This is a genomic window from Psychromonas sp. CD1 (assembly GCF_002239585.1).
Classification (GTDB): Bacteria; Pseudomonadota; Gammaproteobacteria; order Enterobacterales; family Psychromonadaceae; genus Psychromonas.
Genome location: NZ_NDFH01000003.1, coordinates 324,100 through 350,222, shown reverse-complemented (window position 1 = coordinate 350,222; position 26,123 = coordinate 324,100). Strand labels below are relative to the sequence as shown.

19 protein-coding genes and 1 pseudogene are annotated in these 26,123 nt (G+C 36.6%); 11 read left to right on the top strand and 9 right to left on the bottom strand.

What is annotated here, in order from left to right:
• Nucleotides 1–181: 181 nt before the first annotated feature.
• Nucleotides 182–1,216 carry an iron-sulfur cluster carrier protein ApbC gene (apbC, locus tag B8W84_RS03005; protein ID WP_257797896.1) on the bottom strand — a complete coding sequence of 345 codons (1,035 nt, stop codon included), beginning with the start codon at nt 1,214–1,216 and terminating at the stop codon, nt 182–184.
• 203 nt (nt 1,217–1,419) lie between these two features.
• Between apbC and metG the strand changes: the two genes are divergently transcribed.
• Both metG and B8W84_RS02995 read left to right on the top strand, forming a co-directional pair.
• Nucleotides 1,420–3,462 carry a methionine--tRNA ligase gene (gene metG, locus B8W84_RS03000; RefSeq protein WP_094751850.1) on the top strand — a complete coding sequence of 681 codons (2,043 nt, stop codon included), beginning with the start codon at nt 1,420–1,422 and terminating at the stop codon, nt 3,460–3,462.
• A 127-nt stretch (nt 3,463–3,589) separates the two neighbouring features.
• Entirely contained in the window at nt 3,590–4,441 is an 852-nt protein-coding gene (locus B8W84_RS02995; protein WP_094751849.1) for a PfkB family carbohydrate kinase, read from the top strand.
• A 60-nt stretch (nt 4,442–4,501) separates the two neighbouring features.
• Here B8W84_RS02995 and B8W84_RS02990 read toward each other — a convergent pair.
• A pseudogene (locus B8W84_RS02990) lies at nt 4,502–5,494 on the bottom strand (2-hydroxyacid dehydrogenase).
• Between the two features lie 32 nt (nt 5,495–5,526).
• On the opposite strand from B8W84_RS02990, the gene B8W84_RS02985 reads away from it, so the two are divergent.
• From B8W84_RS02985 to B8W84_RS02965, 5 genes are all read left to right on the top strand, one after another.
• Nucleotides 5,527–6,867: a sensor histidine kinase gene (locus tag B8W84_RS02985; RefSeq protein WP_094751848.1), complete on the top strand. Its 1,341-nt coding sequence runs from the start codon at nt 5,527–5,529 to the stop codon at nt 6,865–6,867.
• Nucleotides 6,861–7,583 (top strand): LytR/AlgR family response regulator transcription factor, encoded by a 723-nt coding sequence (locus B8W84_RS02980; RefSeq protein WP_094751847.1) that lies wholly within the window; start codon nt 6,861–6,863, stop codon nt 7,581–7,583. The genes B8W84_RS02985 and B8W84_RS02980 overlap by 7 nt, the downstream gene beginning before the upstream one ends.
• A 108-nt stretch (nt 7,584–7,691) precedes the next feature.
• Entirely contained in the window at nt 7,692–9,311 is a 1,620-nt protein-coding gene (locus B8W84_RS02975; protein WP_257797895.1) for a DUF11 domain-containing protein, read from the top strand.
• Complete coding sequence (locus B8W84_RS02970) at nt 9,311–12,844, top strand: hypothetical protein (protein ID WP_094751845.1); 3,534 nt, start codon at nt 9,311–9,313, stop codon at nt 12,842–12,844. The genes B8W84_RS02975 and B8W84_RS02970 overlap by 1 nt, the downstream gene beginning before the upstream one ends.
• A gap of 10 nt (nt 12,845–12,854) precedes the next feature.
• The gene (locus B8W84_RS02965; RefSeq protein ID WP_094751844.1) at nt 12,855–13,769 is read left to right on the top strand and encodes an OmpA family protein; all 915 of its coding nucleotides are present in this window, start codon (nt 12,855–12,857) and stop codon (nt 13,767–13,769) included.
• 106 nt (nt 13,770–13,875) lie between these two features.
• Here the strand turns inward: B8W84_RS02965 and B8W84_RS02960 are convergent, their stop codons facing one another.
• The 3 genes from B8W84_RS02960 to B8W84_RS02950 all read right to left on the bottom strand — a co-directional run bounded on the left by B8W84_RS02960 (nt 13,876) and on the right by B8W84_RS02950 (nt 17,922).
• The gene (locus tag B8W84_RS02960) at nt 13,876–15,297 is read right to left on the bottom strand and encodes an amino acid permease (protein ID WP_094751843.1); all 1,422 of its coding nucleotides are present in this window, start codon (nt 15,295–15,297) and stop codon (nt 13,876–13,878) included.
• Nucleotides 15,298–15,379: 82 nt separating this feature from the next.
• On the bottom strand, nt 15,380–15,811 hold the full coding sequence (locus B8W84_RS02955; protein WP_257797894.1) for a beta-galactosidase subunit beta: 432 nt from the start codon (nt 15,809–15,811) through the stop codon (nt 15,380–15,382).
• A 587-nt stretch (nt 15,812–16,398) separates the two neighbouring features.
• Nucleotides 16,399–17,922 (bottom strand): endonuclease/exonuclease/phosphatase family protein, encoded by a 1,524-nt coding sequence (locus B8W84_RS02950; RefSeq protein WP_094751841.1) that lies wholly within the window; start codon nt 17,920–17,922, stop codon nt 16,399–16,401.
• 90 nt (nt 17,923–18,012) lie between these two features.
• Here B8W84_RS02950 and gltX point away from each other — a divergent pair, with 90 nt between their 5' ends.
• From gltX to B8W84_RS02930, 4 genes are all read left to right on the top strand, one after another.
• Nucleotides 18,013–19,425: a glutamate--tRNA ligase gene (gene gltX / locus B8W84_RS02945; protein WP_094751840.1), complete on the top strand. Its 1,413-nt coding sequence runs from the start codon at nt 18,013–18,015 to the stop codon at nt 19,423–19,425.
• Nucleotides 19,426–19,646: 221 nt separating this feature from the next.
• Nucleotides 19,647–20,405 carry a flagellar basal body L-ring protein FlgH gene (locus B8W84_RS02940; protein ID WP_094751839.1) on the top strand — a complete coding sequence of 253 codons (759 nt, stop codon included), beginning with the start codon at nt 19,647–19,649 and terminating at the stop codon, nt 20,403–20,405.
• Nucleotides 20,406–20,414: 9 nt separating this feature from the next.
• Nucleotides 20,415–21,596: a flagellar assembly protein FlgT gene (locus B8W84_RS02935; RefSeq protein ID WP_094751838.1), complete on the top strand. Its 1,182-nt coding sequence runs from the start codon at nt 20,415–20,417 to the stop codon at nt 21,594–21,596.
• 10 nt (nt 21,597–21,606) lie between these two features.
• On the top strand, nt 21,607–22,302 hold the full coding sequence (locus B8W84_RS02930) for a hypothetical protein (RefSeq protein ID WP_094751837.1): 696 nt from the start codon (nt 21,607–21,609) through the stop codon (nt 22,300–22,302).
• Nucleotides 22,303–22,349: 47 nt separating this feature from the next.
• On the opposite strand, the gene ribD is transcribed toward B8W84_RS02930, so the two are convergent.
• The 4 genes from ribD to B8W84_RS02910 form a co-directional block, all read right to left on the bottom strand.
• A complete protein-coding gene (gene ribD / locus B8W84_RS02925; RefSeq protein ID WP_094751836.1) occupies nt 22,350–23,276 on the bottom strand; it encodes a bifunctional diaminohydroxyphosphoribosylaminopyrimidine deaminase/5-amino-6-(5-phosphoribosylamino)uracil reductase RibD in 927 nt (308 codons plus the stop codon).
• 73 nt (nt 23,277–23,349) lie between these two features.
• Nucleotides 23,350–23,799 carry a transcriptional regulator NrdR gene (nrdR, locus tag B8W84_RS02920; RefSeq protein ID WP_094751835.1) on the bottom strand — a complete coding sequence of 150 codons (450 nt, stop codon included), beginning with the start codon at nt 23,797–23,799 and terminating at the stop codon, nt 23,350–23,352.
• Between the two features lie 136 nt (nt 23,800–23,935).
• Entirely contained in the window at nt 23,936–25,201 is a 1,266-nt protein-coding gene (gene glyA, locus B8W84_RS02915; RefSeq protein ID WP_094751834.1) for a serine hydroxymethyltransferase, read from the bottom strand.
• A complete protein-coding gene (locus B8W84_RS02910) occupies nt 25,194–26,084 on the bottom strand; it encodes a hypothetical protein (RefSeq protein WP_257797893.1) in 891 nt (296 codons plus the stop codon). Before B8W84_RS02910 ends, glyA begins: the two co-directional genes overlap by 8 nt.
• Nucleotides 26,085–26,123: the final 39 nt, after the last annotated feature.

Genomic DNA, 26,123 nt, shown 5'->3' with positions numbered 1-26,123 from the left:
TTTACCTATCGGAGACATACACATATCTCTACAAACTTATTTGCCTACGAAAACACTTTAAATATCTACACTACGCACCACGAAGAGGCTCTATTTTAAAAGAGATGTCCGAGCCCTAAAAGAAATCTTTATATAATAGCCCAGACATCTCGATGTTTTTAACCACTCGTCGCGCATCGTTTTATGACTTTACTTGCATAATAGAAATATTTTGACTAGCAGGTAGCAAATCACAATAAAGACGTATCACTAATTTTTCGGCCAAATTAAAATAAGGCTGTACAAGATCTGTTCGTTCATTTTTAACAACTGTAGGTATTCCAGCATCACTATCAATTCTATAATTAATATCTAAAGGTAAAACCCCTAAAAATGGCAATGAAAATTGCTCTGCAAGTTTTTCTCCGCCACCACTACCAAAGATAGCTTCCTTATGTCCGCATTTAGTGCAAGTATGCATGCTCATATTTTCAATAATACCCGAAATATGAACATCCACTTTGTTAAACATAGTGACGCCCTTTTGCGCATCAATCAGAGCAACATCTTGCGCGGTCGTTACGATAACCGCGCTGCTCACCGGCACATTTTGCGACATGGTTAACTGAATATCTCCTGTTCCTGGTGGCATATCCACGATCAAATAATCCAATTCTGGCCAATCTGTTTCATTTAATACCTGTTGTAGTGCTTTACTTGCCATAGGCCCGCGCCAAATCATCGCCTCGGCATCTTTAACTAGAAAACCAATACTATTACACACTAAACCATGTGCATGAATAGGACGCATCAGCTTCCCATCACAACTACTTGGTTGTGCGTTTTTAACGCCTAATAAAGTGGGAAGAGAAGGCCCATAAATATCTGCATCGAGCATACCCACTTTTGCCCCATTTTTTAACAATGCCAAAGCAAGATTAACACTAACCGTTGATTTACCAACCCCTCCTTTTCCTGATGCAACGACTATAATATTTTTTATATTTGCTAAACATCTTTTATCCTGTGTTTTTTGAACCGCTAACACTTGCTCTGTTACCTGCCATTGAACATCTTCCTCAAATAACTGTTTAAAAGGTCCAAATGAATCTTGTTGTAATTTCTTTAACCATTGCGGTGCATAAAAAGGCAAATTTAAACTTAATTTATGACTTTTTTCATCAAATGAAATACGCTTTTCTTCGGCTAACTTTTGTATCACTGGATATGCTGACACCTCACTTAAGACCTTAATAACATTGTAAAAATTATTCTTTTTTTTGCAAAACATGATCGCTCCAAACAATAAAAAATAGATACTATAAGTGTAACAAACTCACTTATCCTTTCACCCTTAATTAAAGAGTGGGATTTCAAGCATTAATTGGGTAGAATTATACTTTAAAAATTTTAGATAACTGCTAAGGAATTATATATAACATGCAAAGTCAAGATCGTAAAATCCTTGTGACCTGCGCCCTCCCCTACGCGAATGGCCCCATTCATTTAGGGCATATGTTAGAGCACATTCAAGCAGATATCTGGGTTCGTTTTCAACGATTACGTGGTAACAAAGTACACTTTATCTGTGCCGATGATGCTCATGGCACACCTATTATGCTTAAGGCGAATGCACTTGGCATTACTCCTGAGAAAATGATCAGCGATATAAAAGTCTCACACATTAAAGATTTTAATGATTTTGATATAAGTTTTGATAATTATCATTCCACACACAGTGAAGAAAATAAAACGCTTTCCACTCATATTTATAATACATTATTCGAAAATGGTTTCATAAAAAAGAACACTATCGCTCAGCTTTTTGATCCAGAAAAAGAAATGTTTTTACCGGACCGTTTTGTTAAAGGTACTTGCCCAAAATGTAAATCCGAAGATCAATACGGCGATAATTGTGATAATTGTGGCGCTACATACAACCCTACCGAAATGATCAACCCTAAGTCAGCTATTTCAGGGGCTACGCCTATCATGAAAGAAACTGAACATTTTTTCTTCGATTTGCCTCAATTTGAAGATATGTTGAAAAAATGGATCCGCTCAGGTGCACTACAAACTGAAATGGCCAATAAAGTCGCCGAATGGTTTGAACCTGGCTTAAAACAATGGGATATCACCCGAGATGCGCCGTACTTTGGCTTTGAGATACCTAATGCACCTGGTAAATATTTTTATGTTTGGTTAGATGCCCCGATTGGTTACATGAGTAGCTTTAAAAATCTTTGTGATCGTAGCGATGACCTTGATTTTAATGAATATTGGGCTAAAGACAGTCGCACCGAGTTATATCACTTTATTGGTAAAGATATTGTTAATTTTCATAGCCTATTTTGGCCAGCCGTTTTAGATGGTGCTGGATTCCGTAAACCTACAGCGGTCAATGTTCATGGTTATGTCATGGTAAATGGTGCGAAGATGTCGAAATCTAAAGGTACATTTATCAAAGCCAGCACCTACATTGAACATTTAGATCCAGAATGCCTACGCTATTATTATGCGGCTAAATTAACCAGTAAAATTGATGACTTAGACTTGAATTTAGAGGATTTCACCCAAAGAGTAAACTCTGATGTTGTCAATAAATTAGTTAACTTAGCATCTCGCACCGCAGGTTTCATAACCAAAAGATACAATGGTGAACTCTCCAAGAACATTGCAGAGCCCGCTCTCTATCAAGACTTTATTGATGCAGGCGAGTCCATTGCAGCTCTCTTTGAAAAACGTGAATTTGCGCGTGCTATTCGTGAAATTATGGCCTTAGCTGACAAAGCCAATAAATATATTGATGATAAAGCACCTTGGGCACTCGTAAAAGAGGCAGATAAAAGTGTCGAGGTACAAGAGATTTGCTCTATGGGCATTAACTTATTCCGTATATTAATGACATATTTAAAACCTATCATGCCCAAATTAACTGCTCGCAGTGAAGACTTTTTAGCTGAAACGCTCGATTGGGACATTATTAAAACACCTCTTTCTTCTCATAAAATCAATAAGTTCAAAGCTCTTTTTCAACGTATTGACACGAAAAAGGTAGATGCAATGATAGATGCCTCAAAAGAAAATATTGAGGTCATAAAAGCTTCCACCAGCACAACAACTGAGCAATCAGAGCTAGATAAAGAGCCCTTATGTGCTGAAATTGATTTTGATACTTTTTCTAAAGTAGATTTACGAGTAGCACGTATCATCAAAGCGGAACACGTACCTAAAGCCAACAAATTACTCAAACTCACCTTAGATTTAGGTGATGAGACTCGCACTGTCTTTTCTGGTATAAAATCTGCTTGCAAACCTGAAGATTTAGAAGGGAAACTCACCGTCATGGTGGCCAACTTAAAACCCAGACAAATGAAATTTGGTTTATCCGAAGGGATGGTACTTGCGGCAGGTCCTGGCGGTAAAGATATTTACTTATTAACACCCGACGATGGTGCAAAACCAGGACAACGCATTATATAATGTAGAATAAACAGTTGTTATGAAAGAGTGGTCAGCCTTATCACCTACAGAGACTGGCCCCTCTTTTAAAAAAGAGGCATCTGTTACTCATATGCAAAACTTTATATTTTAAAATAGGAGTTTTATTCTGCCTAACATTTTACTTATTGCAAATTTAAACTGCGATCGTATTCTACAACTTGATAGTTGCCTTATCAAAGGTGGACGTCACCACTACCAAGATATGGGCAGACGCTTAGGGGGGGGTGGGGCCAATACTGGAATAGCATTGATTTTTGCCGGCCACCGAGTCGCATTAGTCAGCCAAATAAGCAATGATGAAACCGCTGATTGGTTACTGGCAGAGGCAAGTTTACAAGGTTTAGATTGTCATTTATTACAACGCAATACCTTTGATACACCCGAACTTTTATTACTCATGACACCCGATGCAGAAAGAACCATTATTCGGCCAAAACGCCCGCCGTTTAAACTGACTAATGCGCCAGATTTTAAACAGTGGCAAGCACTTTATATTAATTCATCGGCGCAGAACGTCGACCTTTGGGCAAAAGAAGCATTAAATGATTGCTTAGTGGTCGCACAACTCCCCAAAGATGCCAGTACGCGACCTTGCCATGTTTTAATTACATCCTTAACCGATTTAAATAAACATCCGCGCAATAAACTGTCTATATGGGCCTATTCACAAAAAATTTCGGGCCCTCAGTTACGTTATTTTATTGTCACAGATGGTGCAAATGGCGCACATGTTTACAGTAAAACGGCACCCATATATATTGCTGCAATAAAAACTAAAGTACTTGATACAACAGGCGCTGGCGACACCTTTGCAGCAGGTGTTATTGATGCCTTATTAAATAGACTTGATATTTCACACGCCATACAACAAGGCGCACAGTGGGCGGCTATTGCGGTGTCAACAAAGAGCTCAATACCTGGAGGGCTTTTACGCCGTTATATTAAAAAAATGAAGTAAAATACCCTAATAATAAAAGCGAATCGAAGCGTTTAAAAATCAAACGCTTCACAATGTTAACTATAAAACTTCATTGGCACTTTGCGTACCTTGATATGCCTGTAATAAATTCATAATCGTCACCTCTGCAATCTTACTTAACGCCTCTCGGGTAAGGAAGGCTTGATGCCCCGTAAAGATAACATTATGGCAAGCAGACAAACGACGAAATATATCATCGGTAATAATTTCATTTGAATGATCACCAAAAAAGAGTACTTCTTCTTCTTCATAAACATCTAAGCCTAAAGAGCCAATACGCCCAACTTTAAGTGCTTGAATTGCATCAGTCGCATTTAATAACCCACCCCGACTTGTATTGATAAGCATTACTCCGTCTTTCATTTTTGCAAATGATGCACTATTCATTAGATGATGATTTGTCTCCGTTAACGGGCAATGTAAACTGATGACATCACTACGTTTAAATAGTTCATCAAGCTCGACATAATTCGCACCAATCTGTTTCGCATACTCAGAGGGGTATGGATCATAAGCTAAAACATGGCAACCAAATCCTTTTAAAATTTTAATTAAAGCAAGGCCTATTTTACCTGTGCCTATAACACCCACTATTTTACCAAACAAATTAAACCCGACTAAACCCTCCAATGAAAAATTAGCATCCCGCGTGCGTTGATAAGCCTTATGAATACGCCGATTAAGTGTCATCATTAACGCAATGCTATGCTCTGCAACAGCCTCAGGAGAATAAGCTGGGACTCGCAAAACAATCATGTTCTTTTCTTTTGCAGTGTAAATATCGACGTTATTAAATCCAGCACAGCGCAATGCAATAATTTTAATTCCTAATTCACAAAGTTTTTTAAGCACTGGCGCCGATAAATCATCGTTCACAAAAACACAAACGGCATCAGCACCCTCTGCTAACTGTGCAGTTTGCACATTAAGTTACGTGTCAAAATACTCAAACGAAATTTCTTTTTCCTCCTTCAATGAAAGATCAAAATACTTAATATCATAACTCTGTGTACTGAACATGGCTATTTTCATGTCAAAGAACTCCAATGTGATGTGTGATATGTATGTTTAAGATGTTATTTTTGATCATTGGATCTCTTTCCATTGGGATCATCATTAAACTAGTACAATATTTAGACGAAGACACAAATTTAGTTGCTGCTAAACAAGCGAAGTTAGCCTTAAAGATTGCAAATAAAACACTGCCTTATTTTAGAAAAAACACACGAGAAGCATTGACTAACGTATGTAATATTATTCGAGAAGAAACAAATGCCGACGTGGTTGCTATCACGGATACACAAGGCGTACTTGCCTATACTGGAATCGGTGCAGAACATTACTTTAATATCGAGCATAAAATTGGGCGCATGACACAACAAGCAGTGGATACCGGTGAGCAAATTATACAAAACAGTTTGCATGGGCAAGACGCAGACTTCTCGTTATGTCGTTTTATTCGTCAGAAATTAAAAATTAATCATCCAGTCCTTAAAAAAACAGAAATAAAACTTAACGCTAATGATGCGCATTACTTAGACACAACCCAAAGTAATTTCGTCGATATGACTCAACAAGCTTTCGATACCGGCAAACAAATTATTAATAACAATTTAAATACCCAAAATTTTCACTCTTTATTGATCATCCCTCTATGGGAAAACGGAAAAGTAAGTGGCACATTAAAAATATTTTATCGTAAGGCTTATCGTATTCAACCAGCGCTACGCGAAATGGCTATCGGTCTATCACAACTTATCTCCACACAAATGGAAATTTCGCGAATTGAAGAGTTGAAAGCAATGGCAGCTCAAGCTGAATTTTCTGCTTTACAAAGTAAAATAAACCCACATTTTTTATTTAATGCTCTTAATGCAATCTCAACCTTAATTCGAATTCGCCCTGAACAAGCTCGGTTGTTGATCGCTGAATTAGCCGATTTCATGCGGTATAACTTAGATCAAAATACCGATCTTATTGATATTCAAAAAGCATTACAACAAGTACGTAGTTATATCGCCATTGAAAAAGCACGTTTTGGAAACAAGCTCAATGTGACCTTTGATATCGATGATGTGCATTTTATGGTACCTTGCCTTTTACTACAACCGTTGGTTGAAAATGCGATATTACATGGAATCCAACCGTCATCGGTCCCCGTTAAATTAAAAATTTCAATCAAAAAAGAAGGTGCAAAAATTAAAGTCACGATTAGCGATAACGGTATCGGCATTCAACAATCTACCATCGACAAACTGTACAAAGGCAAAATTGAAACACAGCACATTGGTTTAACTAATGTACATCAACGATTGTTATTATTATACGGTGAAGGTCTACATATCACACGCTTGAATCCTGGTACAGAAATGATGTTTTACTTAAATAAAGAAACGCTATGTTAACCGCTTTGATCGTTGAAGATGAATATCTTGCTCAAGAAGAACTGACTTATTTAATCGAAAAACACAGTAAAATACAAATAATAGCGACCTTTGACGATGGCCTAAAAGCACTAAAATATTTACAGCATCAACATGTTGATATTGTCTTTTTAGATATTAACATTCCCTCTATTGATGGTATTTTATTGGCAAAAAACATTCATCAATTTCCACAAAAGCCACACATTGTATTCACCACCGCTTACAAAGAATTTGCCGTAGATGCATTTACCTTAGAAGCTTTTGACTATATTTTAAAACCCTTAAATGAACTACGAGTGATGGGTCTACTGCATAAATTAGAGAAAATACATAAAAAAACATCTTATTTGCCTATTTCAGCACCAAAACAGACGCTGAATTTATACAAAAAAAACCGTGTTCACATTACTCCTGTTGAGGATATCTATTATGCGCTCGCCAATGATAAAACGACCCACGTTTTCACTCAAACAGACTCTTTTACGGTCCCTTTTACACTCAACGAATTAATGACTCGATTACCTACCAATCAATTTTTCCGCACGCACCGTACTTATTGTGTCAATTTACAGAAAATACAAGAAATCATTCCATGGGTAAATAGCACTTATCTGCTCAAATTACATTCCATTACAATACAAATACCCGTTAGCCGAGGGAACTTAAAAAGCTTTCGCATCTTAATGGATTTGTAATTCATCCTTCTATAGTGCAATTCAACCCTACATAATGCACTTCATTTTATTGTTTTTCCCCTCTATGGCAAAAAAACAATAAAAAGTGCTGAACTTAAAGCGTCACCGGTGATCCTTTCCGTTGCAAAAACAGCAGATAAAAAAGCATACACAAATGACGATACTCAAGTTATCTATACATTAAAGGTTTATAACCGAGGTTCTAGTGATGTTGACAACGTTTTATTCGAAGACAAAATAACGCAACTACAAGGCTCTCACGGTAAACCTTTATTTACCGATTGGATAAGTACCATTAAAGAGATGCCAAGTGGGGTTATTATTGCTACGCAAAAAAATAGCGATTTAAGTTCAACACAAACATTAAAAGCCTATGCTGAAAATTCCTTTGTGATAACCATCGTCGGAACCATTGCTAAAGGGTTAGATAATGATATTACTAATATCTTTACTGCGCGCACTCCTAATGGCGAAAAATCAAGTACAAGTGTCCGTATCCATGTCAAAAAATACACGGATAATGAAGGTCAACTTTTAGTTTATAAACGAGCCCTAAAAAATTCAATTAAAGTCGGTGAGGTGGTGGAATATGAAGTGATCATTGAAAATCACAATGAATCTGAATTCAGGAATATAATACTTGAAGATCGCTATCCTGCAGGATTCAAATATGTTCCAGATTCAGTTGAAATGACCCACAGCGGTAGCGATGGTACTTTTGATACTCATGATGACACCATTACCTCTGCCGAGCCTAGTGTTAGCAATGTTCTCTCGTTTAAGATTGGTGATCTCTTAATTAATAATTATCAAGATAAAAACGTACATGAAAAAATACGTATACGTTATCTGCTACGCGCCTCGCTAGGAACCACCTTTGGCAAATATATCAATACAGCTTATGCTTTGGCCTTCCTTCCGACCAGATCCAGCGGAACACGACAAATAGTATCGAATCTTAGCAGTGCAACTGTCAGCATCACCGCAGATAAATTTTTTGATACTGCATCTATCATCGGTAAAGTATTTGAAGATCATAACCAAGATGGCTATCAAGCCGATGCCACTGCCACCAACATTCGCATACATGTTGATTTAATGCCTAGCATTTATATTCAAGGCTCCACAACGATCACTCATAATAATCAAGAACGTAAAAGCAATTCGATTCTTGATGGGATAAAAATAAAAAAATTAATGGGGCTATCTCTTAATCGAACTCTCCTTGAGTCCAATAAAGCTATATTAAAATTTTCATCCCTTACGTTACAAAGCTTTGCTTTTACTATCACTACCGATGCAGGAAGTCATATATCTTTTAGTAAAGATAATCAAATAAAGGTGGCTCATCGTGGTAAAAAAGTAAAAGGACTCTCTGCAGAAAGACTAAATGTAACGCGCACGCTCTATCAAGATGGACAAACTTACCTCTGGGAAATTGTGGTTGAAAATATCGGCATATATGAAGATGGCATCCCCGGTATTAAATTATTAACCGTGGACGGAATTATTATTGAAACCGATGAATATGGCCGTTACCACCTTCCAGATCAATGGGTACTGAATAAAAAAGGCAAACAAACATTAATTAAACTCGATTCCGACTCCTTACCTGCAGGAATGCACGTTATTAGTGAGAACCCTAAAGTACTACGTATCTCTCCGTATAAACTGACTAAATTCAATTTTAGTGTGCACCTGAAAATAAATAGGGGACTAGAAAAATAATGAGTATTTTACATAATAAAACGCTCTTTCCTTTTATGCTTTATCTATTATCCTTTACGGTGATGGCTGAAGATACCCGTATTTTAAAAAAATTAACAACATCAAGTCTTGCACTTAGCAATGAAATACACAAAAAAAAAGATCATTCCCGTATCTATTTAAAAGAAGGAGCAATTTGGGCAAGTCGCGATATTACTCGCTTTGATCCCGTATTAAATTTAAGTGTTAGTGATGAAGTCGATGTACAGAATGGGATATTAATAAACCCTTTAAGCTTTAGCCTCGATACTAACTTTAGTTACTACATTACTCGATGGCAGCTCGAAATATACCGCGGAAACGACAGACACCTTAGCCAACCTTTGACCATTATTAAAGGCTCGACACTGGCAAACAGTCGCAATATTGAATGGGATGGCCAGTCTAAAGTAGAAAATGCAGCGTTAAAACGTGGTGAGCAACTTTTATTTCGCCTAAAAGTTTGGGATAAAGATAACAATATGGACGTCACCACTTTAGGTGTCATTGATTTAGTGAATGTCGATAAAAAAATTAGTCTTAATAAAAATACGAACGATGGTGATGATATTGGTCAGCATTACGGTAAAGCCGAGCTTAAATTGCATAATATTCCGACCTCTTCAGGTTTGATAAAATTTATCGGTTCGGGATTAAAAGGTGTAGATAGCGTCCGTATTGGTGAGGATGAATTTACGGTCGAAGACAATAAATTCTATGCTGAGTTATTTTTACCCACCGATAGCTATCTATTTCCCACAACGGTTATTTTTGATGATGGAAAAGAGCGCCACTTTTCGCTTTATGCGCGCATTCCCGATACCTATTATGTTCAAGCGGGTCTTGCGGATTTATATATCGGGAAAAACTTTGTCAGTAGCGAGAAAAGTGCATTAAGCGTAGACAGTCAATATACCGATAACATCTATAATCAGGGTCGTTTAGCTTACTTTGGCCTCGGAAAGTTTGGCGATAAATTACGAATTATTACCCATATCGATACCGAAGAGAGCAATATAAAAGATATGTTTAATGGCCTTTTTTCATCCCAAGATAATCGCAGTGTTTTTGATATTGTCGATGGTGATGATGAAATGATGTACGGCAATTATGGTGACAATGCAAATATCCAAAAACTGGTTAATAGTAACGGAAAATTATACTTAAACGTACAGTACGATAAATCAGAATATATTTGGGGTAACTATAATACCGGTATCACCGGCTCCGATAACGCCGATTATAACCGCAGTTTATATGGTTTTAAAGCAGACTATCGCACTCGAGAAACCACGGAATTCGGAGCAGATCGATTAAACATTGTGGGCTTTGCGGCAAATTCAGATACCCTTTATTCTCATGAAGAGTTTTTAGGCACCGGTGGTTCACTTTACTTTTTAAAACACGGTGAAGTCGTGACCGGCAGTGATAAAGTCAGCATTAAAATCATGAACAACGACACCGGTATCGTAGAAAAAGAAGTGACTCTGCAATCGGGAAGAGATTATGAAATTGATGAATACCAAGGCCGTATTATTTTAACTAAGCCCCTTTCTGATATTGTAAGTGAAGATTTTTCCTCCATTATTGATGATGCTCCCCGTGATGGTTATGTAAATTATTTAAGCATTGATTACGAATATGTACCTAAAGGCAGTGATGCCATAGATAATTTCACCTATGGGGGACGTGTTAAGGGTTGGTTAACCGAGAATATTGGCATCGGTGCCAGTTATATTAGTGAAGAAAAAGATAACCAAGATCATAAACTATACAGTACCGACCTTACCTTACGTGCGACCGAAGGCAGTTACTTAAAAGCTGAATTTGCACACTCCGAAGGTACGCAAACAGACAGTAATTTTGTCTCTTTTGATGGCGGACTTAGCTTTACACACGTGGGCACAAAAACCCCTCAACTTCGCTCGGGTAATACATTTCAAGTCGTTGCTGTGGGTAACCTTTACGACTTAAATTCTGATTTTTTTGGCGCCATAGGTAATGACATTAAAGCTTGGTATAAAAGCAAAGATGGCGGATATTCCTCAGCCAGTCAAAACGACAATCTAGAGCAAGAATCTTATGGTGCGCAACTGCGTTTACAAGTGAGTGACAATATACAACTCTCCACTCGAATAACCAAATTACAAGAAAATGAATTAGACGGCAGATTAACAACCGATACAACAAGCGCGGAACTAGAAAGTGCTTGGATGGTCAATGAACATATTCAATTGTCCATTGCAGGCAAAAACATCAAAGAGCTTAATCCACAAAAAAAATCGGGTAACGGCAGTCTTGCCGGCGCAAAAATAGAGTATCTTTGGGACGATGAAAATAGCCTTTATCTTAAAGGTCAAAAAACATTACACAGTAATAAATATTATGCACAAAACGATAGTTTAACGCTCGGCGCTGAAGTGCAAATATGGGATGATTTAAGTTTATCCGGCGCTTATACCGATGGCGACCGAGGCGATGCGACCGATGCAAGCCTCACCTACGATATCACCCGTGATTATGCAACCTACGTTAGCTATGTCAATGACAGTTATGAGCAACAAAACAATATTACTTTTGGTCAACGAGTGACATTAACGCAAACCCTTGATTTTTACCAAGAGAACCAGTTTACACGCGAGCGTAATGGCAAAGGTGAACTCAGCTCTTTTGGATTTGATTATGATTTTAATGATGATGTTGCAATCGGTATTGCTTATCAAGAGGGCAATATTGAATATAATGATGACCCACTAAACACTATCACTGGGCAAGTTTATCGCCAAGCAATTAGCTTTAATATCAGCATGGATTTAGACACCATCACACTTAAAAATAAAATTGAATACCGTTTAGATGATAAACAATCCAGTAATGAAAAAATAAAACAATGGGTAACGACCAATAGTTATACTCAACATTTAACCGAAGAATATACGTTATTTGCTAAATTTAATTACTCTAAAGCGGTTAATAATATTAAAGATGTACTCTTAGAGCGTTTTATTGAGTCCAGCGTTGGTTTTGCTTACCGCCCTATTTACAATGATAAATTAAACTTACTCGCCCATTACACGTATCTGGTTGACTTTGATAACTTATATCGAGACGTTGATTATAGTGATGAAAAAAGTCATATTATTGAAACAGAAGCGATTTATTCTTGGGATGCCAATTGGGATCTCGGAACAAAATATGCTTATAAAGACAAATATGAAGCTTATCAACGCGAGTCTTCTAGCACCGTTGATGTTAATAGCCACATTTATTTAGTTGGTTTAAGTGCCTCTTATCGTATCATGAAAGACTGGGATGTTAGCGGTGAGTATCATTGGAAAGTTGATACTATCAACAATGAATTAGAGCAAGGCGCTCTCGTTTCGTTTAATAAATATATCTCAGCTAACTTTAAAATCGGTGTAGGATATAACTTCTCCGCCTTTGATGATAATTTAACCAATGATGACGATTATGATGCACAAGGTGTATTTATTAATCTAATTGGTAAAATATAAGAGGTCACTCATGAATAAAAAAAAATATACACTACTGGCGAGCGCTCTATTGACTGTTTTTTCCTGCAGTACTAATACTTATGTTAGCCAAGAAAATGTGCATAAATATGATAACGAAGTCCAAAAGTTTTTGATCAGTGAATGTTTATTACCCGATAGAATTGTCCAAATGGCGACCATTGAACACTTTAAATTTGATAGTTATGCTGTGCAAACGTCTGATTATACATCTTTAGATCATTTTATTCAGGGCATCAAAGATTTGAATGGGCGTGTAGCCATTGTGGGACATACTGATTATCAAGGATCTCTGAAATATAATGAACATCTTTCCGCGCAACGAGCACTATCAATAAAAAATTATTTAAGTAAACAATTAGATGTAAGTAAGTATGATTGGGAGATTAAATATTACGGCGAAACAAAGCCTCTTAGCACTAAAAAAACATTAAAAGCTAATGCAGCCAATCGACGCTCATATTTGATTTTTGAAGAAGTTGTTAATAAAGATGATAACCCCGCTTGTGCTATCTTTGATACGAAACGTAAAATATATGCCACTATCGCGTCGCATTTTAAGTTCGATAAATCGATGTTGGAGGAAAAAGATAAACAAAGGCTAAATAATTTTACAGAAAAATTAACGGGATTAACCGGTCGAATATTAATTTCAGGATATACCGACACACAAGGTCCATCATCTTACAATCAAACATTAGCCACATTGCGTGCCCGCTCCATAGAAAAATATTTAAAAGAAAAACTCGATGCAAGCCAATATATTTGGGACATCAAATCTTTTGGTGAAAGCAAGCCTATTGACTTAAAACATAATGCTATCGCCAACGCATCAAATAGACGTACATTTGTTGTTTTTAAAGAAGGCAATATAAACAATAAAAAAATACAAGTACTCAGTAAATAACACTTTGTTCTATCACCCATAAAAATAAATCTTTTTATGGGTGATACTGTCTACCTTAAAAATATCTTTGTAGAGCATGCAGTATTGATGTTTAATGACATAGCCGTTATGGGGTTAATACTTCAGTCACTTGTTGTAATTTAAGTTTTTTTTCATATTGACTATATTTCCACCATGCGTAGCCAAGGAACAGAACAATACCCCCCACATTATAAAATATAATGGTGAGAATATTTGCGCCTGTTGGGAAAGTGGAAGCAAAGAAACCGATGGTAAAAATAACAATAAGAAGAGAAACAGTACAAATCCCCATCCATCGAGAGCCCATTCTAAAGTCGCGAGGTAGGTGATCTAATTTTAGACGTAAGTTTAAATATGCAATCATAATAAATAAAGGGGGTAGCATTGAAGCCGCCGCGGTCATATTTATAATGGTACTCATTAATTCTTGTACAGTATCAGAGCCCAAAGTTGGAATAAACATGAGTGGAATAACAATCAGAAATTGGATCCAAGCCGCCCGAGCGGGTACCCCGTGTTTATTTAATTTAACCGTTTTTTCTCCAAAAATACCCTTTGGGATTTCAGCAAAAAATATTTTAACTGGGGTTGCAGTCCACATTAGTAAGGAGCCTAACATAGCAGTAAAAGATACAATACCAACAAAACGGTTCATAAAGATGACTGACCATCCATAATGTTTAGCTAGACCTTCAAAAACTTGTACTGATCCACCCGTAAATTTTAACGCCTCACGAGAGACAAATACATTTGCTAATAAAGAGCCCACGGAATAAAGCACGCCAATAAAAATACCCGCGACGATAATCACTTTAACGAAGGATTTATGGCCTCCTTTTATGTCATTAACATAAACAGCTACAGATTCTGCACCTCCGGCAGCCATAAATATCCATGTAATAATACCTAAAAATGTCCAGTTGAACGTAGGTGTCATGGCTTCAATCGTAATGGGATTTGCAGGTTGAATTCCACCCCATAATGCACCTCCTGCCAAAACAATATAAGATAAAGTGAGTAAAAGCATAAGTGATGAGGTTAAGGATATAATCGGGCCCAGTAATTTGGCGCCATTTGTGGAAATATAGGTCGCAAGAGCAAAAAGTATTGTACTAAAAAAAGCGGTGGTGAGAGGCGTAAACATATATTCGTAGCCAAGAAAAGCATAAGAGGCATAGGCAATAACTTTAGGCAAAAGGGAGGTGAAAAAGAACAGGTTAACAAACCAATAAGTATAAGCGCTCATAAAGGCCCATCTGCCACCTAATGAGCTTTTAACCCATGCGTAAACCCCTGCCTCAGATGTTTTATTGAGGGATACAAACTCAGCAACAATCAAACAAAAAGGAATAAAATAAAAGATAGTCGCAATAAAAAACATAGGAGCAGCAGAGATACCAATTTCAATATTATTCATAATAATATTATTAAAACTAAACACTGCGGCAAAGGTCATTGACAGTAAAGCAAACTTTCCAATCGTGCTTTTTCTTTTGGATAGAGACATGAAATACCTCGTGGAGTACTTTTTTAGGAGGATGTTGACGAAAGTTCAAAATCCTGAGTATATTTTGTTTTAAAACAGTCCTTTATGTTGTGACTTTTATAATGACTTTTTTAACATGATTATCGCCATGAAAACGGTAAGCTTTATCATTACAAAAAATAATTACTTGCCCTTTATAAAGCTCTAGGGTTTGACCTGTACCACTAAAATACTCTTTATCAGTTTTGTCCGAGTAAGGTGTCGAGGCTTGCAATTTGGATTTATCTGCGACGTCAATTTTTTCTTGCCCGTCTAAGTAATAATGCATCTCGATATAATGACGATGTCCCTCAAAGTTTTTAGTTTTTTTCGTGATACCACTTTGAGACATATACATAATTGAATTGTCGATACAGTACATGATGTTGGTTTTTAGGTGCTTAAGATTCTCAATGGCCTCGAAACTACGATCCCATTTATGCTCATTGCAATATAACAACTTAAACTGATCTAAACTTTCTAAAATAATCATCATATTCACCTGCTGTAAAGGGTGGTAAAGTCATTAAAGGGCTGTAATCTCCGTTAATCATGAGCTGTGAACACCTAAAATAGAGTTTTTTTGTCGTGGATAAAGTGACCATAAATCATGTTGTAGCATTTGTATCTCGTTTGGAATTGCAATTTTCTTTCTTTTGAACGAAATAAATGTTTCCAAGTATTCATCTGACACTTTGTATTTTAACTAAACTTTTAGTAAAATAAATACTAGGGCTCGTTTTTTTTTAACTTGCGCACATAAGGAGTGAAGGTTTGTGATCAACGTTATATAAATTAAAATTCATTTAACGGCGTGAATACAACTAATTAATAGACTTTGGGGAAATGTGCATAAAGGGATACAGAGGACTGATCGTAAAAAACGAAGGGCAATTACTTTTAATTTAGGTCGTGTATAAAAAATCCAATCGGATGGTACATTTAAAATATCTCTTAGATTCAAATAATAAGTGCATAACTTGAATAGGTAGGAAAAGTGGTCAGATATTCTAACCACTACATAAATCAAGAATAAAATATATCAAGTTAGGTGTTTAATTAAGCGTTAAAAACAATTATTTTCTATAATGTTGTTAATACTGATAACGGGATTGTTTTTACCGCATAAATTTTATGATATCCATCTGCTCTTGCTGATGAGGTATAACGGATCTGCAAGTCTTCATTTTTCATTATTAAATGATTTAACGTGTCGGCAGTAACAAGGATATTAATAGTATCTGTAGCTAAAGGTTTTTTATCTAGTGATTGTCGTTGTAAATAGTGACCTATTGTCGCATGCTGATAGCGGTCGGTTATTTCTAAAACATAATTTATATCGTTATCCCATAAGTGAAGATTGGTTAAATTGAACGATATTTGAATATCATCGTCTTCTTTTGTATATTCCACATTATCAAATTGAGGGGTGAAATACTGAGGTTTAGTTGTTTCATTTTCATTAGTATCAAGAATGAAAACAGCTTTATACCACAAGTGATCGGAAGGCCATTGACGTTTTGTATAACTAGATTGACCATTTTCATTTATGTAAAGTCCATCATGAATATCTTGTAATTGACTATAATCATTAGAATCAACAGGTTTAAAAAATTCTCTACTATATGGTCCAACCACAGCAACATGAGCAAGAGAGACACCTTCTATTTGCGCATTAAAATAAATAAAATCGATACGATCCCTATCATCAAGAGCGCGACCACATTCTTGAAGGTAACTCTGTTTATTTGTCCAACTATCGTCATTTGTATAAGGCCAAGTAATACCTGGATAAGTAACAGGATCAGGATAAATTTCACGATAGCTGTCTGTTAATCCAGCGTCTAATAAACGTTTATGTGTTTCGTAGTTAAATTGAACACCTTTATGATCAAACATACTTGCGGTTGCTGATGTCCAATCTAATCCGGATGCTTCATTAAAATCCCCACCAATAATAATTAAAGTGTTAGAAGGGATAAAGGGTTTTATATGATCAATAACATGTTGAATTTGAGTTGGGCGTTTAGATTTCATATCTTTACGGTAAAGCTCATCAGAGTCGGTTACTTGTATGCAACCGGGATTCGCGTTCCAAGTTACACCATTACCACCGCGCGCATCATAATTTATATAGTGAGTATAATCTAGGTGATTGGCCCAAACGATAACATTTCTACCATTCACATTCAGCTGTACTCCTACATTCGCTCTATTATCCTTTGTTGTACTTTTTTCATCCGCATCAAAGACAGCACTAATAGGATATTTAGAGAGAATAGCAGTGTCGGGTATTAAATCAGAGCCTTGCCATAGATACATATCTAAATCTTCTGCTAAACGCGCACTTGTTCCTCCCGATTCTTGGAGCAGTATGACATCAGCTTTAGCCGCTCTCATTTCATCAATTGCCAATAGATAAGCTATTTTTCCCCCTGGGTTATCTGTTGGGTCGTTATTATCATGTTTTAGTTCATTCCAAACATTTGCAGTAAGCACGGTTAATTGGGTTTTGTTTATATTGGGACTTTCATTAGTGTCAATGGAGTTGTCACAGCCTGCGATTAATATTGATATCACAAGGGTCATAATAAATTTATGTTTCATCTTTGATACACAAAATAATTAATGTAATTACAAAACTATTCGTTAAAATATGTTTATTATCTTCCTCCTTATATTAAAGGATATTTCAGTATGACCGTTAAAACTCGTTTTGCCCCCAGCCCCACTGGATTTTTACATGTTGGTGGAGCTCGTACCGCCCTTTTTTCTTGGCTATACACCAAAAGCAAAGGCGGAAAATTTGTACTGCGTATTGAAGACACCGATGTTGAGCGCTCAACACAAGAAGCAGTTGATGCCATTTTAGAAGGCATGACATGGATGGGATTAACGTGGGATGAAGGCCCTTTTTATCAAACCAAACGTTTTGATCGTTATAAAGAATTAATTTTAAAACTTTTAGATGAGAAAAAAGCATACAAATGTTATTGCTCTAAAGAGCGAGTTAATCAGCTCCGCAATCTACAAGAATCTGCAGGAGAAGCCCCTCGCTATGATGGGAAATGTCGCGATTTAATAGATCAAGAAAGCAACGCTCCTTTTGTCGTCCGTTTTAAAAATCCAAAACTAGGTAGTGTTAGTTTTGATGATCACGTGCGCAATAATATTGAATTTTCTAATACTGAACTCGACGATTTAATTATCCAACGAACAGACGGTACTCCGACGTATAACTTTTGTGTCGTAGTTGACGATTGGGATATGCAAATTACTCATGTCATACGTGGCGAAGATCATATTAATAACACACCCCGTCAAATTAATATTTTGCACGCATTAGGTGCTCCTATCCCTGAATATGCTCATGTAGCTATGATTTTAGGAGATGACGGCGCCAAATTATCAAAGCGTCATGGCGCAGTATCGGTTATGCAGTTCCGTAATGATGGTTATTTACCTGAGGCACTTAAAAACTATTTAGTGCGCTTAGGTTGGTCCCATGGCGACCAAGAGATATTTTCTGAAGCAGAAATGATTGAACTTTTTAGCTTAGATAAAATTAATAAGGCACCTTCTGCATTCAATAATGAAAAGTTAATTTGGCTAAACCAACATTATATGAAAACCTTAGATCCCGATTATGTTGCCGATCACCTAAAATGGCACATGCAAACACAAAATATTGACACTACAAATGGTCCTCAATTAAGTGCCGTAGTCAGTGCATTAGCTGAACGCGCAAAAACATTAGTTGATCTTGCAAGTTCAAGCCGTTACTTTTTTGAAGAATACAAAGAATTTGATGCAAAAGCAGCTAAAAAACATCTCCGTCCCGTTGCTAAAGCAGCCTTAGAATTAGTACAACAAAAATTACAAGCTTGTACAACTTGGACGGATGAAATATTACAAGCTCTGATACAAGAATGTGCAGATGAACTTGAAGTCAATATGGGTAAGGTTGGTATGCCATTACGTGTCGCTATCACCGGTGCGGGTCAATCTCCATCCTTAGATGTTACTTTACGTTTAATTGGTAAAGAGCGTTGCCTTACGCGTATATCTCGCGCATTAGCATTTATTGCAACAAGGGAAGCGGCTCAATAAAAAGACTCTAATCTAAACCCACAAAGCGTACCTCGTTCTTGTGGGTTTACTCACCCTACGTATCGACCCTCTATTTATTATTCTCTCTATTTTTATTAAGCATTGCCCATACCTCAATCTAAAAAAAACAATGGCATATTATTTGCATAATATTCATAAGCGGATGAGCACATGTAAATACGGCCTATATCTCCTATTAGTGACAAACTTTGGAATAGAAAATGATAAAAAAACTTGTTATTAGTCTAAGTATCTTACTTATGTTTGGTTGTACCTCTTTGATGGCGCCTATAAGAAGCGTCACTCAAAAAGTACAACAAAAAGAAGATAAAACAGAGCGTCAAGTCACTAACAGTACCAATGATAATTCGCCAACACCTAATGATCCTTACTATGCGCCGATTAATCCGGGTCACGCAGCAGAATCGATACTTATCACCGGCTCATTATTTAACAGTGAAACAGCACATGACTTGTATAATTATGAAACCCCTTTTGAACTCGGCGATTCAATCACTATTTTATTAAAAGAAAATGCGGTAGCAACTAAATCGGCAACATCTACTCTGGCAAATACTACAAATTATAAATTAGATCCTATACAAGTACCTGGAGGGCCTCTGACCGTAAACGGTAAAATTGTAAAACTTGGAATAGCACAAAATCAAGATTTTGATGGCGCAGCTGATAGTAAACAAAGCCATAGCCTTATTGCTAGAATTACCGTATCAGTGGTCGAAATTCTCAATAATGGTAATTTAAAAGTCCGTGGGGAAAAATGGCTAGTTATCAATAATGGTAAAGAATATATCCGAGTGACGGGTATTATTCGCCCTTCTGATATTAACGAAAATAATTCAGTAGAATCTTATAAAGTAGCGAATAGCCGTATTGAATTTAGTGGCACGGGTGATCATGCAGACACGCAAACCCAAGGTTGGTTATCTTCATTATTTAACAGTAGCTTATGGCCAATTTAAGGGGAAGATATGTTTAATTCAATGAAAATATTTTGTTTGTTAATTCTATTTTCATGCTCAGCACACGCCATCTGGTTTGAGGGGGAAGGTAATGCACCTATCTATAAAGGCGATGTTGAACAAGCACGTAAACTCGCGGTACAAGATGCTTTGCTCTCTTTAATGTACCAAGGTGGTGCCAGTATCCGTTCATTACAAATTGTTCAATCTGGTGTGTTTGAAGCGCAACAATTGAGTATTCGTACCAATGGAGAAATACATGAAATGCATTTACTGGCTGAAACCATTAAAAACAAAAAAATAAGTGTCACGATCACCGCGGACATTTACTCACTTCAAAATTGTCAAAGAGACGGTTATGCAAAAACCCTTTTTGTTGGCCCTATTCAATTAGAAAACCGCGAACAAGCACAACTGGGAGGCTTATATAATATAGATGAAGAGATAAGCAAACGTCTATTTAACAGTTTCCATGCTAATACATCAAAAATAGATGCTCGTTATTTGATGACCCGACCCTTAACCTCAAATACAAACAGTTATTATAATATAGAAAATAAAATGCTGAATTTATCCCGAGATTTAGCCGCTCAATTTGATGTACAATATATTTTATTTGGCCGTATTGAAGATATGTCTTCTTATACCAAAAGTGATTCTATATTAGGGATTGAAACAACAAGCATAAATATGCGTAACTATCGAATACAAATTTACGTTATTGATGCCATTAATAAAGAAACGGTATTCCGCAGAAGTTATGCCACCGATGCGCCATGGAAATTTGATTTTACTCGTCAATTTGATATTCAAAGTAACACTTTTTGGTCTTCTGAATACGGTGAAAAAATTAATGATATTTCACAAAAAATCATACGAGATGTTAACGATGCACTGTACTGCGAAGCAACTCTTGCCTCAATTGTCGCCACTTACGACAATAATATAGTGATTAATATTGGAGGAAAAAATGGCGTACGTCGGGGTGATAAATTTCAATTAATTAGACAACGCTATATATTTCATCAAGATGGCTTATCGCAAGGGCCTTTATTAAATAGAGAAAAAATCACTTTTAATGTGATATCCGTACAATCTGATCGCGCTATTTTAAATACTGAAAAAGCATCCGATCTAGCAAATATTCAAATTCGAGACATTGTCACACCTATCATTAAAGACGACTTTTAAAGGTAATAATATGGCTATATTAAGTGCGATTAAAATGGTTCACAACCAAGTAAATAAATCAAATAGCGCTTCTGCTACTGATAAAGTAGAAACAAAATCTTCATTTAAAGATAGGTTAAAAAGTGTTATCAATGATGTGCTAGACACTGGACAAAAAAATGAGTTGATGAATCGACCCAATAACAACATACCCGAAAAAACATTGAAGATTGGCGATATCGTCAGCGATAAAGGAATGGATATTGCTTTTGATTTCTCACCTAAAAGTATAATTGAGTCCGGCCTTTCACCTCAAAATGTACTGCAAGGATCAATGAAAGATGCGATGCAGAAACAATTTAGTGCATTAGGTGGTGAAATTTCAATGGCACTTATGGCGGGTATAGCGGGTCAAGATAGCGCCACTTACGTTGCTCCCACCAAAGAAGAGCGTTTAGTTGCAGAAGCCGAACTTGCAGCGGCCAAAAACGTTGGAAAATCGCCAGAACCCTCTTTATTTGGTGCACTGTCTAATAGCGAACAAGATAAAACGCAACTTATGGCAAGTAATAACAATATAAACGATATGCGTAATACATTACAAAATAACAAAGATACACAGAACGGTATACAAAATAAACTTAACCTAGATCCACGTAATAAAATGCAACAAATACTTGAAAATTCATCATTATTAAAAGATAAAGATGAAGATGATAGAAAATGAGACTAAAAATCAAGAGCCGTAAGACTTGTTTTTATAAACAAGCGTATTTAATTCAACTCATACTTATTCAACAATTTAAGCAAAATATGTAAATCAATACCTCCAAATTTATCTTGGGGACAAATGAGTTGCTCCACTTGCGCTACATTTTTCATTGTTTTTACATCATTTCGCCCTTTTAAGGTTACCAAAATAATTTTACCGGGTAATGTGAATATTTTTTCCTTAAGCGTTAATTTGTTTTTTCTATCTAAAATAATACGTATGGGTTGACGAAGTTGCTCTTTATTAATTTCATTTTTAAAATTATTTGATTTTTTAAACTCATCAAAGCGAACATTTAAACTAGGATCATCGGCTAATACTGTCGAAGATGAACTTAATATTGCACATTGCTGCGCACGAAAATATTGAACATCTATGCGGGCTTGTGTGCCTGTTATCCATTGACTCAGTCCATTTCTAAGTGCCGTTTTCCCATCTAGACTGGCACCGAGTTTTACACTGATACGCGCGCGTCGATGCAACATTCGTTTAATAAAGCCTAAATTTAACTGCTTCGTTTGTTTTTCTAATAAGCCGACGTTAACATCGATGCCTGCATCTTGTAAAAATTTAACACCCTGACCGGATACTTGTGGATTAGGATCAAGCATACCAATGCAAACACGTTTTACTCCAGCCTTTATCAAGGCAATGGCACATGGAGGCGTTCGCCCAAAATGTGAACAAGGCTCTAGCGTGACATAACAAGTACTTTTTAGCGCTTTATTACCCGCCATTGCTAAAGCGTGAACTTCTGCATGCCCTTGCCCCGCTTTGAAATGAAAACCGCTCCCAACAATCTCATCATTTAACACAATAATACAGCCGACATTAGGATTCGGTGCACTCGTGAAGCGCCCTTTTTTTGCCAATTCGATGGCTTGATACATATACTTTTTATCTTGCTCTGAAAAATATTCGACTGTCATTGATACCTTTAATCTTCGTTATTTAGAAATGAACGGAATATATAGACATCTAATTAGATGTTTTTGATTGGTTTTATTTTTCAAGTTTGGCGATCTCTTCACCGAATTCTTTTACATCTTCAAAGGAACGATATACTGAAGCAAAACGAATATATGCAATCTTGTCAAGTCCTTTAAGTAAGTCCATCACCAGCTCGCCGACCATTTTTGAGGTGACTTCACGCTCTCCTGTTGCACGTAATGTCGATTTTAACTTAGTTAAACTCACTTCGATATCTTCAATACTAACCGGCCTTTTTTGTAAGGCACGGTGAATACCTATTAACAATTTTTCTTCATTAAAAGGCTCACGACGTCCATCTGACTTAATTAAATGAGGCATCACTAATTCAGCGGTTTCAAAGGTAGTAAACCGCTCATGACACTCATTACAAACTCTGCGCCGACGCACTTGAGCACCATCTGCAACGAGACGAGAATCAATGACTTTAGTATCTTGCGCACTACAAAAAGGACAATACATGTTTTCATTCCTTGCATTTACAAAAATAAATACCCAAAAAATAAAAAACCACACCATAGTGTAGTTTTTCATTTCATGTTTTTATGTTCACGCCAACATATATATGCCGACTATGCTGACACCTATTTCATCAATATTATTGATAAACAGGATTCGCCTTACAAAAAATAGCGACTTTAGCTCTCACATCTAAGATGGTTTGAGCCAATTTTGTTTCATCTTGAAGTACATCAAGAATGTCACAAATCCAGTTTGCCAATGCACTTGCGTCGGCAACCGTAGCACCACGACGAGTCAGTGCAGGTGTACCAAGACGTAAACCTGACGTTACAAAAGGAGAACGCGGATCATTAGGTACTGAATTTTTATTCACGGTAATATGTGCATTTCCAAGTGCAGCATCCGCTTCTTTTCCTGTCACATTATGATCAATCAAATCAATTAAGAAAAGGTGATTTTCCGTACCATTAGAAACGATCTTATATCCACGTTGTTGGAATTCTTTTACCATAGCTTGCGCATTATCTAATATTTTTTGTTGATAAATTTTAAATTCAGGCTCTGCACATTCTTTAAATGACACCGCTTTAGCGGCTATAATATGCATAAGCGGTCCACCTTGACCTCCAGGAAAAACAGCCGAATTTAATTTTTTTTCAATGGCAGGATTCGCTTTAGCCAGAATTAAGCCACCACGTGGCCCACCCAATGTTTTATGCGTTGTCGTTGTAACAACATCTGCAAAAGGTACAGGATTTGGATACAAACCTGTCGCAACTAAACCTGCGACATGTGCCATATCAACAAACAAGTATGCACCTACTTTGTCAGCGATTTCTCGAAACTTTGCCCAATCCACAATACCTGAATAAGCAGAAAAACCTGCAACAATAACTTTTGGCTTATGTTCAAGGGCTAAGCGCTCTACCTGCTCATAATCTAAAATGCCCGTTTCTGGGTTAATACCATACTGCACTGCATGGTATATTTTACCTGAAAAGCTAACAGATGAACCATGAGTTAAATGACCGCCATCAGCTAAACTCATGCCTAATATCGTATCACCTACATCACACAATGCGGCATACACAGCACTGTTTGCTTGAGAACCTGCATGGGGTTGTACATTTGCATAATCAGCGCCAAAGAGCGCTTTCGCTCGTTCAATCGCCAATGTTTCAGCAACGTCAACATACTCACACCCACCATAATAACGTTTACCAGGGTAACCTTCGGCATATTTATTCGTCAATTGACTGCCTTGGGCTTGCATAACTCGGGGACTTGTATAATTTTCTGAAGCTATTAATTCGATGTGTTCTTCTTGACGACGAACTTCACCTGCCATTGCAAGCCATAATTCGGGATCATAATCAGCAATATTCATATCGCGGTTAAACATGTGCATCTCCTATAAAGGGGTGAGTTTTCACAAAGCAACTTAAAGTTAGAGAGTGCATGTTACCCACTCTTTTCTCTGTTGCATCAATGTTCTGTGTTTGTTCAATATTTTTTGTCGGTCCAAATTCGTTTTCTCTATCACCTTCCCCGTCATCTCCTGATTCATCAACAGCGATAACTCCAACACCACACACTTTACGATAAACAAGACCCATTAAATTAAAGTAAAAAGGAATGAAAAAGAGTAAACCCAGCCCCGAAGGAAGTAAGGCGAGCACAAAGAGAACACTTAATAAAATAAACATAAATGTAAATTGGCGTAGATTTTTATGCACTAGCTTAAAAGATATTTTTAATGCTAATTGTGGTGCTATTTTCTTTTCTGCAATCAGTGGATAAACCAAACTAAATGCCATATTTAAATACAACAATACGATAACAGAAAATTGTAACCCTAAAGAGCCCATAACTTGACCCAATACTAAGCTAATGCCGTTACTCAATACACTAATAATCATCGTAGCAAGCGACAACTTAAAAAGTAACGTGAAAAAATTAAAAACATCCGTCATTTTACTTTTTAAACCAATAGAATGATTCACTCCCATCATTTGCAAGCCCGTTACTAATGGAGGGGCAATTAATAACGTAATAATATAATTGATAATTATCAAACCACTTTCTTCACTCTCAGAATACTTATATAACAACACATAAGCGAGTCCAACAATAATAAAAGTAAAAATACAAGCAATCAGTAAAGGTAAATAATGTTTGCGAGTAAGCATAAACGCATCTTTAAATAACGGTTTTAAATCAAGTTCATAACCTTGCGTTAATGATTTTTTAAGATCACCACCAAGGACAAAATATTTTTTCTTCATAAGAAACTAAAGATCCTAATTGATACTATTGAGCGCACT